11 protein-coding genes and 1 tRNA gene are annotated in these 13,645 nt (G+C 37.1%); 3 read left to right on the forward strand and 9 right to left on the reverse strand.

Translation table 11 applies throughout. From position 1 onward, the window contains the following. From AVJ19_RS18710 to AVJ19_RS18720, 3 genes are all read right to left on the reverse strand, one after another. Positions 1–1,037: hypothetical protein (locus AVJ19_RS18710; protein WP_213067261.1), on the reverse strand; the 1,037-nt coding region annotated here is incomplete at its 3' end. A gap of 103 nt (positions 1,038–1,140) precedes the next feature. Continuing rightward, positions 1,141–2,388, reverse strand: a complete 1,248-nt coding sequence (locus AVJ19_RS18715; protein ID WP_111861113.1) for a kelch repeat-containing protein — start codon at positions 2,386–2,388, stop codon at positions 1,141–1,143. A gap of 124 nt (positions 2,389–2,512) precedes the next feature. Further along, positions 2,513–4,927, reverse strand: a complete 2,415-nt coding sequence (locus tag AVJ19_RS18720; protein WP_111861114.1) for a YgiQ family radical SAM protein — start codon at positions 4,925–4,927, stop codon at positions 2,513–2,515. Between the two features lie 347 nt (positions 4,928–5,274). Between AVJ19_RS18720 and AVJ19_RS18725 the strand changes: the two genes are divergently transcribed. Beyond that, on the forward strand, positions 5,275–6,291 hold the full coding sequence (locus AVJ19_RS18725; RefSeq protein ID WP_111861115.1) for an alpha/beta hydrolase: 1,017 nt from the start codon (positions 5,275–5,277) through the stop codon (positions 6,289–6,291). 48 nt (positions 6,292–6,339) lie between these two features. Here the strand turns inward: AVJ19_RS18725 and AVJ19_RS18730 are convergent, their stop codons facing one another. Both AVJ19_RS18730 and AVJ19_RS18735 read right to left on the reverse strand, forming a co-directional pair. Further along, the gene (locus AVJ19_RS18730) at positions 6,340–7,560 is read right to left on the reverse strand and encodes an MFS transporter (RefSeq protein ID WP_111861116.1); all 1,221 of its coding nucleotides are present in this window, start codon (positions 7,558–7,560) and stop codon (positions 6,340–6,342) included. 189 nt (positions 7,561–7,749) lie between these two features. Next, positions 7,750–8,277, reverse strand: a complete 528-nt coding sequence (locus AVJ19_RS18735; RefSeq protein ID WP_111861117.1) for a MarR family winged helix-turn-helix transcriptional regulator — start codon at positions 8,275–8,277, stop codon at positions 7,750–7,752. Between the two features lie 69 nt (positions 8,278–8,346). Between AVJ19_RS18735 and AVJ19_RS18740 the strand changes: the two genes are divergently transcribed. Both AVJ19_RS18740 and AVJ19_RS18745 read left to right on the forward strand, forming a co-directional pair. Next, positions 8,347–9,219, forward strand: a complete 873-nt coding sequence (locus AVJ19_RS18740; protein ID WP_111861118.1) for an EamA family transporter — start codon at positions 8,347–8,349, stop codon at positions 9,217–9,219. 37 nt (positions 9,220–9,256) lie between these two features. Beyond that, entirely contained in the window at positions 9,257–9,874 is a 618-nt protein-coding gene (locus tag AVJ19_RS18745; RefSeq protein WP_111861119.1) for a nitroreductase family protein, read from the forward strand. 77 nt (positions 9,875–9,951) lie between these two features. On the opposite strand, the gene AVJ19_RS18750 is transcribed toward AVJ19_RS18745, so the two are convergent. From AVJ19_RS18750 to AVJ19_RS18765, 4 genes are all read right to left on the reverse strand, one after another. Beyond that, entirely contained in the window at positions 9,952–10,677 is a 726-nt protein-coding gene (locus tag AVJ19_RS18750) for a pyridoxine 5'-phosphate synthase (protein WP_111861120.1), read from the reverse strand. A 46-nt stretch (positions 10,678–10,723) separates the two neighbouring features. Beyond that, positions 10,724–12,331 (reverse strand): GMC family oxidoreductase, encoded by a 1,608-nt coding sequence (locus AVJ19_RS18755; protein WP_111861121.1) that lies wholly within the window; start codon positions 12,329–12,331, stop codon positions 10,724–10,726. Between the two features lie 231 nt (positions 12,332–12,562). Further along, positions 12,563–13,336: a class I SAM-dependent methyltransferase gene (locus tag AVJ19_RS18760; RefSeq protein WP_111861122.1), complete on the reverse strand. Its 774-nt coding sequence runs from the start codon at positions 13,334–13,336 to the stop codon at positions 12,563–12,565. 226 nt (positions 13,337–13,562) lie between these two features. Beyond that, positions 13,563–13,638: transfer RNA gene (locus AVJ19_RS18765), tRNA-Phe, on the reverse strand. Positions 13,639–13,645: the final 7 nt, after the last annotated feature.

Below are 13,645 nucleotides of genomic sequence, written 5' to 3' on the forward strand. Positions count from 1 at the left end.
GTTTTAGAGTAATACATCTCATCAACAGGACAATATAGTCTTGAATACAGATTATAATCCTTTACACAAATATTATTATTAAAAAGGTTTTCTAAATATCCAGCTAAACTTTGAGGATCTTCTTTTTCATATTTAATCAAAACTCGATAATCATAAAATGATAAATATCTCCCTATTTCAGGTGTAATTACCCATTGTTGATATTGTTCAGATTCTTGCTTTAACCATGTTTGAGTTTTTAAATTAAAATACCACACATACATGTTCTTAATCGCAATACCTTTGTGAAGAATATATCCACCTTTTATTTCAATTAAATCATGATTCCATATTTTAGTATTGTGATCATGTAAACAGGGAGGAGATTCACCTAAAGCTTCAATTTTCTGAATATCCTTTGTTTCTAAATCTAACACATAAATTTCGGTGACATTTTGACGTTGCCGATCACCCGAACCTAAACCACCCGTAATATAGGTTTTATGCGTATTTTTATCATAAATGGTACTGTGTGCATAAACAGGTGGAAATTGTTCTTCAGGATAATTCCAAAGCTCACATGTTCCATCCAAATATTTTATTGTCACATCATTATAAATATCAAAATCAGGAAAATAGTAATCTTCGGTTGTATACCATGCTGCATCAGCAGCTGCCGTATTTCCACCAATGTACATTCTTAAAATACTTTTTCCTCTTGTATTATAAATATGTGCATAGTTTTGTAAGCGTAAATGGGCAGGTGTCCATGGCAACTGATTGATATGAATATGAATATCTTGTTTGTTAAAATATTCAAGAATTTCATAAGACCATAAAACTTCACATTGAATTAACCAAATGAAAATTTCTTCAGTCCATCTTTGCTTTTCATTTATTTTGCTTGATTTTTTTAACTTTAAAAAATCAATATCAGCTTGTGTAATCCTTCGGCTCGTCAAATGTTCTTTTATACGTTGTTGATCATCTTGATAAGAATAAACGCTTTCATCTATTTCTTCACAATCAAAGTCATTTTCACTTTTGCTATTTGTCATATTATTTTAAGTAAAGGACATCAAAGTCCTTAAAAGGAAGTTTAAATATAACTTTTGCTTAGATTTAAAGCAAGCATCACACATTCAAACGATGTAAAGTGATTTAGTCCATCACTTTTTCAGCTATAACATCATGACCTGAAATTTGTTTAAGTTTAGATTTTAAGTCATTGATAATAAACTGTTGAAATTCTTCTGTTGCAGATACCCCAAATACGACCTCAAGCCGATTATATTCTTCAAAACAATGATAGACTTGACCATGTAAAATACATTGATGAATTATATTAAGATATGGAAAATCCTCTATTTTAGATACATATATATCTTCGTGAGCATAATATAACTGTGGATAGAGCTGATACTTCGGTTGATATTTATAATCTTTGAATATATGTGCTTTATGCTCTTCAATAAATTCAGCTGAATAAAATTTTTCCTCTTCCATTTTTAAAATATCTTGAGAAATTTTTAAGAATAACTCTTCTCTCTGATCTGATTGAATAATCCAATGTTGATATTTTTCAGACTCTTGCTTTAACCATGTTTTTGTTTTTAAATTAAAATACCACACATACACATTCTTAATCGCAATACCTTTGTGAAGAATATATCCATCTCTCATTTCAATTAAATCACGATTCCATATTTTAACTTTATGACTATGCAAACATGGAGGAGACTCACCCGAAGCTTCAATCTTTTGAATATCCTTTGTTTCTAAATCTAACGCATAAATTTCGGTGATATTTTGACGTTGCCGATCCCCCGAACCCAACCCACCCGTAATATAAATTTTATGTGTATGTTCATCATATAAAGTGCTATGTTCATAAACAGGTGGAAATTGTTCTTCAGGATAATTCCAAAGTTCACATGTTCCATCAAAATATCTTATATAAACATCATTATAGATTTTGAATTCTGGAAAATAATAATCTTGTGTTTCATACCATTTCCAATCAGGTGCTGCATCATTCCCACCTATTTTAAAATCAAATATATGATACTTATTATCTACTGAAAAATCATTGTGATAGTTCCCCATTCTATTATTTGGTGCAATCCATAAAGGTCGCTCAATTTCAATATTATTTTTTCTTAAATATTGGCTAAAAATATAGGGATCAATATAGTCTTCAGTGGCAAAATTACTATGTTTAAGAAGCCATAAAATAATGTCATCTTTGTTTTGCTTTTTGGTTGCTAAAACTTGATGATTAATCGTATTTAATGCATCAATGTCATTTTGAGTAATTCCTCTTTCTGCAATTTTTTGTAGATAGGGAGCTTCAAATTCTTCTATTCTAGCAAGTTCTTCCGCTGTATAAGTTGGTGCATTTTCTGTCATATTATTTTAAGTAAAGGACATCAAAGTCCTTAAAAGGAAGTTTAAATATAACTTTTGCTTAAATTGAAAGCAATAAAAAAAGGATGCCTCAGCATCCTCTCTCAATTCAAATCGTAAATAAGATTTAAGCTCTATTCTTCGGCTTAGACTTTCCTTTACCATTACCACCAAACGGTTTTTTATCACCCGTTTCACGTGGCGGTAAACCTGTATGTTGCGTCAAAATCTGACCACGTTCAGGACGTTTTTTGGTATTCGATGGGCGGCTCTGACCTTGAGCTGCTTTGGTTCGATTACCCTGTTCGCCATTACGTTTTTGTGAGTCACCATCTACTGTTGAATTTTTCTTACGTGCAGATTGATATTGACCATCGGCACTACCCGCAGGCTGATAAGTCGGAATCAAATGCTGCTTTGAGTTACCAATTAAGTCCTGACGCCCCATTTCCTTTAAAGCATCACGCAGTAAAGGCCAGTTGTTTGGATCATGATAACGTAAGAATGCTTTATGAATACGGCGGCGCTTGTCACCTTTCACAATATCCACGTCTTCAGTATAACGTGCTACTTTAGCCAATGGATTTTTACCCGTGTAATACATCGTCGTTGCTGTTGCCATAGGCGATGGATAAAAGGTCTGAACCTGATCAGCACGGAAACCATTTTTTTTGAGCCAAATTGCCAGATTCATCATGTCATAATCAGTCGTACCTGGATGCGCTGCGATGAAATATGGAATTAAATATTGTTCTTTTCCTGCTTCTTTACTGAAACGGTCAAACATTTGTTTAAAGCGATCATACGTCCCAATCCCCGGTTTCATCATCTTCGACAATGGACCTTTTTCGGTATGTTCGGGCGCAATTTTTAAATAACCACCAACATGATGCTGTACCAACTCTTTGACATATTCAGGATTCAGTACAGCAAGGTCATAACGTAGACCTGAACCGATCAGAATCTTTTTAATACCTTTTAATGCACGTGCTTTACGATATAACTGAGTCAATGGTGCATGGTCGGTATGTAAGTTTTGACACACACCTGGAAATACACAGGATGGCTTACGACAATTCTTTTCAATTTCAGGATCTTTACATGCCAAACGATACATGTTTGCCGTTGGACCACCTAAGTCTGAAATGATACCTGTAAAGCCTGGTGCGGTATCACGGATTTTTTCCACTTCACGTAAAATCGATTCTTCCGAACGGTTTTGGATAATACGACCTTCGTGCTCTGTGATCGAACAGAACGTACAACCACCAAAACAACCACGCATGATATTCACAGAAAATTTTATCATGTCAAATGCAGGGAAACGCGCTTCACCATAAGCAGGATGTGGTAGACGTGCATAAGGCAAGTCAAACACATAATCCATTTCTTCAGTGGTCAATGGAATCGGTGGCGCATTCAGCCACACATCTCGTTCACCATGTTTTTGCACCATTGCACGGGCATTGCCAGGATTGGTTTCAAGATGAAGAATACGGTTGGCATGTGCATATAGAACTGGATCTTCTGCGACGTCCTCAAAAGCAGGCAAACGGATCACCGCCAACTCACGTGGTGGCAATTTGTGTTTAATGGCTTTTGATGCAGGTTGAAGCTGAACGATTTGAGTGTTTTCATCTAGATTGTCACCTTCACGGACAATCGGATTTGCCACCAATTCTTTTTGGAAATTTTGATATTGGGTTAAAGAATTGCCTTTACCCTGTTCAATTTCACAACCATCCAAATCCTCAGTCATCACATAAGGGTTGATAATTGGGTCGACACGACCAATTGCATCAACATCATTGGATGCGATTTCGACAAATTGTGCTTTAGAAGCACGATTATTTTTATTAACAATAAATGCAGTCCCACGAACATCGGTGATTTCATGGATTTTTTGCCCTTTGGCAAGGCGATGCATCACTTCTACGATTGAGCGTTCACCATTTCCGTACATCAACAAATCGGCTTTTGAGTCCATCAATACTGAACGGCGAACTTTGTCTGACCAGTAATCATAGTGCGCAATACGACGTAAAGATGCTTCAATCCCGCCAAGTAATACAGGCACATCTGGGAATGCTTCACGACAACGCTGGCAGTACACCGTTGCAGCACGGTCTGGGCGTTTATTCGGTTGATTGTCTGGAGAATAGGCATCATCTGAACGGATTTTACGGTCAGCCGTATAACGGTTGATCATCGAATCCATATTCCCTGCGGTCACACCCCAAGCAATATTTGGCTTACCTAAAACCTTGAATGCTTCAGCAGACGTCCAATCGGGTTGTGCAATAATGCCAACACGGAAGCCTTGCGCCTCTAAAGTTCGCCCGATAATACCAGAGCAGAATGATGGATGGTCAATATAAGCATCACCACAGACTAAAATAAAGTCACAACTGTCCCAACCGAGTAAATCCATTTCTTCACGTGACATCGGCAAAAATGGTGCAGGATCAAAACACGATGCCCAATATTTGTCGTAATCAAACAGCGCTTTAGGCGCAGTCTGCATAGTATAAGCGGTAGACATGGCTAGCAATTCTCGGCTGGCAGATGGAAGATCTGATCTCAGATAAAATCTGATTGAAGATGAAAGTCGATCATTTTACCATGAATTCTATTCATGTTGCTTGATTATAATTTATACAGCATTAAAAAGTTGTAAAATTCTTAAAAATCTTATCCCAATTGCATTTTCTCACCATTTTTCCGACAAATGGTGGATTTTATAAAATTAAAAAAGAATTTATAAATCAATATATAAAATTCCAAATTAGCATTTTTGATCATTTAAAAACAAATAAATAATACTTTTTGCAAATTGATCAGCTTACAAATCATACTACTCTAGCACAAAATAAAAATGAGAACTGCGTCATGTTTTTAAAACGTATCTTGATCTCCTTTCTTGTGTTTTTTCAAACATTAGGTTGGGCTGTGCCACCCAAAGAAAAATTTTATAAAAGCCAGCAAGCATGGAAAAAGTTACAAGAACGTTTACCAGAAGCCTATCAACTCAATGAAAATAACCAACCTCAAGAATATTTTTGGCAATGGCAAAAAAACAATGTTCATGTTGACTTTTACCCACAGCCCAATGCACCAGCAAAAATCATTTTGTTACATGGTGTCGGAACCAATGGACGACAGCTCAGTTTGATTTTAGGTCATCCTTTGGCAGAAGCAGGCTATGAAACAATGGCTTTAGACTTACCAGGCTATGGGTTGACGCAATATCCCTCAAAAGGCGCTATTCGTTATGATGATTGGGTGCAATTGGTTAGTGATTTTATTGATAATGAAGCGAAAAAAGATGATCGCCCGATTTTTCTCTATGGTCTATCTGCTGGAGGAATGCTGACCATGCATGTGGCGATGCAAAATAAAAATGTCAAAGGGATTATTGGTATGACCTTCTTAGACCAACAACGGTTGGCAGTCAAAAAAGGCACAATGCGCTTTAGCCCACTCAGCCCAATTATCCTACCAAGTATGCAAATTTCTGCTAAAACACCTGTCGGTTATATGCCTTTACCCATGTCTTTAGTCTCTAAAATGTATGCCTTAACCAATGACCCACAAGCTTTAAAAATCATGCTGAATGACAATACTTCAGCAGGTAATACCATGTCGATCAAATTTTTAAACAGCTATATGAATTATAAACCGAAATATAATTTATCTAGCTTCACCCAATGTCCTGTACTTTTAACACAACCTGCTGAAGATCATTGGACACCATTAGCATATAGCCAACCTGTACTTGAACGCTTATCTGTACCGCATCAAGTGGTTATGTTGCCCAAAGGTAGCCATTATCCTGTTGAAGCCGAAGCATTGGAACAATTGAAAAAAAGTAGTATTGAATTTATTCAACAAAATCTTAAAAATTAAATGTATTCAAAATGAAGCTGTGCATTGAAATATCATCCATTCACAGCTTTATTCTTTTATTTCGCTACTTTTCTGCATTCGATTGAGTTTCACTGCGACCAATACACCGATGCATAAGACAACTGTGATGGTCAACGTCAGTCCAAACCATCCATAATTTTCCCACACGATGCCATTAGCACTGCCCAAAATACTTGAGCCTAAGTAATAGCAAAATAAATATAGGGAAGAACCAACCGCACGATATTGCAAAGACTGTACCGAGACCCAACTGCTTGAAGTCGAATGTGCTGCAAAGAATGAAAATGTAAAAATCAATAAACCCAGTAAAATCACCCACAGTGATGGAATCAGCATGATCCATAAACCCAAGATCATTGTACAAAACATCGCAATCAGAACTCTATCCCGTCCAAATTTTCGACTCCAACTCGCAGCACGAGGTGAACTATAAATCCCAGATAAATAAGCAATCGAAATTAAACCAATCCAAGTTTGTGACAGCTCAAAAGGCTTCTCTAACAAGTGATAGCTCATGTAATTAAAGACTGTCACAAAACAGCCCATGAGAATAAAACCTTCCATAAACAATAAGCGCAGTTTGCGATCTGCTAAATTTTTCTTAAAAGATTCTACAAAGCGTGATAACTGAATTGGGTAGGCTTTGAAATGTTTTGAACTCGGCAAAGCGATATAAAACACCACCGCAATCAACAGATTCAACACACCGATAATCAGCGTTGCTGTTTGCCACGAAATAAAATCCAACAATACCCCAGCAATCAAACGCCCACCCATGCCACCTATCGCAGTCCCTGAGATATATAAGCCCATGGCAAAGCCAACATCTTTTTCGGCAATTTCTTCACCGATATAGGTCATCGCCACCGAAGCAACACCACTGACTGCCAAACCGATCATCATCCGTGTGGCAAGAAAGATTTCCCAATAAGGTAAAAATGAACTGATCAACAGCAAACTGGCTGTGGAAAAAAGCGCAATTGCCATGATTCGTTTTCGACCAAAACGATCTGAAATTAAGCCTGCAAATAACAAACCTAAAGCCAAAGCGATGGTGGAAAATGACAGTGGAAAACTGCTGTGTGTCGGTGTAATCTGAAAAAATTTTGCCAAAAATGGCATCATCGGCTGTACGCAGTATAAAGATGAAAATACAGCAAATCCTGCTAAAAATAGCGACAATAAAATGGCATAGAACGGACGTGTACCATTTTCGATATACGCTGTAGACTCAACTGTGTCAGACATAATTACTCCCGATGTCTGTGCAGTATACGCCTGTTTATAATGCTGTTCGTATCTTCCGTAACTTTAAAAAATGTAAATTACCCTTGGAGAAGAACATGTATTAATACAAGGATCTTCAATATTCATAGTTTTAAGTGATCATATTTTTTATAAAAATTGATTACTTACCAAATATTACATATCCAATGCTTAAGTCTGATCTGAACACCTTTCCAATGTTTTAAGTAATATAGAAAGCTGAACATCTAGACTTCCCGATACTTCTTTTGGCAATTCAGCAAGTATTGTTCGCTCATTCTCCACATGTTTCTCAACAGCGAGATTAATCAGTTCAAATCCCTCATTTGTAAGCTGTACAAGTGAACTACGAGAATCTTCAGGATTTTTAACTCTTTCAATCAGATTTCTACCCTCCAAACGTTTCAAACGATGTGTCATCGTACCTGATGTCACCATAAGTGTAGAAAATAACTCTGTTGGACTCATACAATACGGATGACCTGAACGGCGTAATGTAGCCAACATATCAAATTCCCAAAGACTCAGTTCAAACTGTGCCAAGCCAGATTCTATTTGCTGCTCCAAATACATTGCACAGCGTTTTATACGCCCTATAACCCCCATAGGACTGACATCAAGATCTGGACGCTCCTTATTCCATTGTTTCAAAATGCTATCAACACTATCACCATATTGTGAATTATACTCATGCTTCATTTGTCTTGACTTCAAGATATTTTACTAGATAAGATATATTATCTTTAATTCAAGATAAATTACAAGACCATGCCAACCACATCTACAACATTTCGCTGGCAAGACATCATATTCACAGCAATTGCTCCAATGATCTGGGGCTCAACTTACATTATTACATCTGAGTTTTTGCCTTCTGATCGCCCCTTTACTTCAGCTTTCATCAGGGTGCTACCCGCAGGAATTTTACTCATCTTATTTACACGAGAGTTTCCCTCTCGTCAAAATTGGTGGCACTTATTCATTCTTGCAGCACTGAATATTGGTATTTTTCAAGCACTTTTATTTATCGCTGCTTACCGTCTCCCTGGAGGATTAGCAGCTGTATTAGGATCAATTCAACCCTTAATTGTGATGATATTAATTTGGGTTGCACATGGTTATTCACCCAAAAAAATAACATTGTGCTCTGCAATCGTAGGTGTATTTGGCATGGCTCTTCTATTGCTCTCACCACAAACCATCTTTGAACCAATTGGCATTGCTGCTGCACTTTTAGGGGCAATCTGTATGGCAGCAGGTGTTTGGTTTACTCAGTATTGGCAATTAAATCTATCTCTTTTATCCCTCACAGGATGGCAACTTATAATCGGTGGATTAATGCTATGCCCATTGGCATGGCTCATAGATTCACCTCTACCTATTTTAGGTTTTAAAGAATGGTCTGCTTATAGTTATCTCAGTTTCGCAGGTGCTTTAATTGCTTATGTACTTTGGTTTCGAGGTATATCACAGCTACCTACCGTTGCGGTTGCCTCCCTTGGTTTATTAAGCCCACTCACCGCAATTGTATTGGGTTGGATTTTCCTCTCCCAATCATTAACAGGAACGGCACTACTCGGTCTCATTATTGTTTTAATCAGTGTCTTTTTGGTGCAATGGACAACCATACGTCAACAATAATATCCATTTACTTTTCATGTTTACATCAGGACTAAATATGGCAACTTCAGTACAACAACTCATCAATACAAGAACATCTATTAATCATTTCCAACCTAATCACCCTTTAAATCAAGATACTATTAATACCTTAGTTAATCTTGCTACAAAAGCACCCACAGCCTATAACATGCAAAACTGGCGCTTCATTGCAGTACAATCAGAAGATGCCAAGAGACAACTAAAATCTGCTGCCTTTAATCAACAAAAAATCATAGATGCTTCTGTTGCGTTTATTATTTGCGGACAATTGGACGGCTATCAGCAACTTCAACAAGTTCTTCAATCTAGCGTTTCAGCCAATATTATCGAGCAAAAAATCGCTGAATCATGGGTAGCACAAGCCACAACAACACTTGAAAACAATATAATATTACAGCGAGATGAAGCCATACGTTCAGCATCACTTGCAGCAATGACTTTAATGTTGGCAGCACAAGATATGGGATTAGGCTCATGTGCACTTGGTGGATTTGATGCAGTCAAAATAACACAAGAGTTTTCTCTTTCTAACAATGAACTACCTGTGATCATCATTGTGATTGGATACCCAACTCATAATAATTGGCAACAAAAATCGAGACGACAACTTTCTGAAATCCTAACAATCATTTGAATTTTTTACCTATTATTCATAAATCTATTGTAGAAATAAAAAATGCCCTTGCGGGCATTTTTTAATCAAATTTTAAATTATTTTAGACATATCTCATGGTATCTTTTGAGCACTTCATTTAAACCATAATAAATACATTCAACTGTAAATGCTTGTCCAATCGACACTTCTGCAATATCACAATGCTCTAAAAGTAAACCCAAATTATTTAAGTTTAAATCATGCCCTGCATTTACCACTAGACCATATTTTTTAGCAGCCAAAGATGTTTCCAAAATTGACTGAATTGCTAATTCCTTTTCTTTTTGCCCTGTTTGGCTCGCATAATGTTCAGTATAAATTTCAATTGCATCAATATCCAAATCTTTCACCCATAACACATCATTACAGTTTGGCTCTAAAAACAAAGCTAGTCGAGTTTGAAATTGTCTAAGCTCTTTAACGACAGATTGAAGAAATTGAAAATCATTACCATGCCATCCATGGTCTGAGGTTAACTGAGAAGGTGTATCAGGTACCAACGTACATTGATGAGGTTTAACATTTTTGATTAAATTCAAAAAATCCTTGTCTGGATAACCCTCTACATTTAGTTCAACATGTGGATAGCGTTGAATAAGATCCGAAAGATCATAAACATCTTGATATTTAATATGTCTTTGATCAGGTCTTGGGTGCACTGTAATTCCCTGCACACCCAATTTCAGCAAATCTTCGACAAAATGAGTAAGATTCGGAAAATCTGTTCCTCGTGCATTTCTGATCAAAGCAATTTTATTTACATTAATACTCAGTCTTGTCATAAAACATCTCTCGTTTCTTTATTCTCTTTCTCATCAAATATAAATACTATTTTATCGTCCAATCCTCTCGAATCATATCGACTGCCTTTTCAGCAATCATAATCACAGGTGCATTGGTATTACCATTCACTACAGTTGGCATAATCGAAGCATCAACCACACGTAAACGCTGTATGCCATACACACGCAGACGCGCATCTACCACTGCCATTGCGTCATTGCCCATCTTACAACTGCCGACAGGATGATAAACCGTATCTGAACGCTCTCTGAGAATATGGCGAATCTCCTCATCACTTTGCACATTGGCAGTAAATAAGTCTTTTTTAATTATGTCCTTAAATGCCTGAGATTCCATCAAAGTTTTGGTTAATTTAAAACCTTTGACCATTTCCTCTAAATCAGACTCATCATCATAAAAATTTGGATCAATCAACAAAGGATCATCAATACTCGCACCACTGAGCTGAATAGAACCACGACTTTTCGGATTGAGTAGACAAACATGACAGGAAATACCATGCCCCATGTGCATCGTTCGGGCATGATTATCCACCAATGCCACCACAAAATGCAGTTGCAAATTTGGCAAAGTTTGCTCAGCAGAACTTTTAATAAAACCACCACATTCCGCAAAATTGGTCGTAATCAAGCCTTTACGCTCTTTGCGATAACGCTTGATCTGCTGCCACAAATCCAATGAACCTTTTAGCGACAATCCAAAAGTGCCTGTAATTGCATCTACTTTATAAGCAAAAATAAAATCAGGATGATCATGAAAATTCTTACCCACACCCGGCAGATGCTTTTTCACTTCAATGCCATGTTGCATCAGCTCTTGCTGCTCCCCCACACCTGATAACATCAAGATTTGCGGTGACTGTATCGCCCCTGCACTCAATAACACTTCACGGCGGGCACGGATCTGCTTGACTTGACCATTTTGTCGATATTCCACCCCAACCGCCACACCATTTTCAATCAGAACCCGTTGCGTCTGTGCATGGATTTCAACGGTTAAATTTGCTCGTTGTAAATGCGGAAATAAATAGGCTCTCGCTGCACTACACCGCTCACCATTAATATGTGTAACTTGGTAAACACCTAAACCTTCTTGTTCAGCACCATTAAAATCATCTAAAATCGGATAACCTTGTTCTTTTGCCGCAGCCAAATAATGTGCCTGTAGTGGATTTTCACTTTGTAAATCAGTGACAGATAATGGACCATCATTACCATGATAGGCGTTGTGAATACGTTGATTATTTTCAGATTTTATAAAATAGGGCAAAACTTCTTGATAGGACCAACCCGAATTTCCCAAAGCCGCCCAATGATCATAATCCTGTGCATTGCCACGAATATAGACCATCGCATTAATCGCAGATGAACCACCTAAGCATTTACCACGAGGTTGATAACCTTTACGCCCATTCAAGCCTTTTTGTGGAACAGTTTCAAATGCCCAATTGTTGATTTTAGTTGGGATACTGATCACCGCAGCACACGGCACTTCGACTTTCCAACCATCACCTCCTCCACCCGCTTCCAATAAGCATACGGTGATCTCAGGATCTTCTGATAATCGACTTGCCAAAACACAGCCTGCGCTGCCACCACCAATAATGATGTAATCAAATTCCATTTGATGCATATTTTTTCCTATTTTTTGTTTTTATTACTGAGTTATTATGCCTGAAATTATTGCTGATAAAATCACCGAATCATTCACAAAAAAAATTAATTCATCGATTTTATGCAATAGACAATTCACAATCATAAATAAATACAACGCCATCTTAATGACTACTTTTTATCAATAAAATAAAGTGTAATTCTGCTAGATTAGCAGCCTGAGCTAAAGGCTTGATTCAAAGTTTAACAACTAAAGAATGCCTAAAATTCTCTTATTTCTTTTCGACTTTTTTGCTTTTAAACGCCCCAAGCGCAATAGAATCGGAAATTCAATTGTTAAATCAGCTTCTTGCTGACTTAAAATTTCAGCCAATGCCACCAAAGGGCTGGCATTATTTTTATCTTGATAATGCTTCACCGCAGACCAAGTAGATAAGTATTTTAATAGTTGTGCAGCCGTCCATTGATACTGCATTTTTAAGGATGTGACTGCAATTTCCTCAAAGGGAAATGGAATCGTTGTATAAGCTTCATCAATATAATGCCGCTCTACATCCCAATATCCTTTTAAAGTTTCAAAATATAGCATTTGAATTTGTCGATTAATTTCAGTATGTTGCACATCAATCATGCCATAACCAATAACTGCTAATAATCCTGTAGGTTTTAGTGTGCGATAGACTTCTTTATAAAATTTTTCAAAATCAAACCAATGGATCGCCTGTGCCACTGTAATGAGATCAAAACTTTTGTCTGCAAAGGAAGTTTGTTCTGCTGCTTGAACTTGATAACTGACATTTTCAAAATAAGGCGCGAGTTGTAATTGTTGCTCGCTAATATCCGTTGCCACAATATGATCAAAATATGGGGCTAATAATTGAGTAAACTGCCCTGAGCCTGCACCCGCATCCCAAGCAAAATTTTTCGCAGGAACATACTGGAGTATTTCCTGTACTACAGCTTGCGGATAGCTAGGTCGAGCTTGTTGGTAAAGCTGACTTCCTGTCGAAAATAAATCTTTCATTCTTCTATATTTGTGACGTAGTTCTCATTTAGGTTTAATATACGCATAATTTAATGCGAGATAAGCCATATTGTCTAACAATATAAAGCATTCTGTACACGCTTCAGTATGAAAAAGATAAATGGCACGGTGATGAAATTTATGAACAACCCAGTGCTTTTACGATATTTTCAAAATTTTAAACAAAAAAAAAGCTCTAAATTTTCATTTAGAGCTTTTTCAAATATGGTGGCGAGACCCAGGATCGAACTGGGGACACACGGATTTTCAATCCGTTGCTCTACCTACTGAGCTATCACGCCGATGGGG

Source organism: Acinetobacter sp. CFCC 10889 (assembly GCF_003268395.1).
In the GTDB taxonomy this organism is placed as follows: Bacteria; Pseudomonadota; Gammaproteobacteria; order Pseudomonadales; family Moraxellaceae; genus Acinetobacter.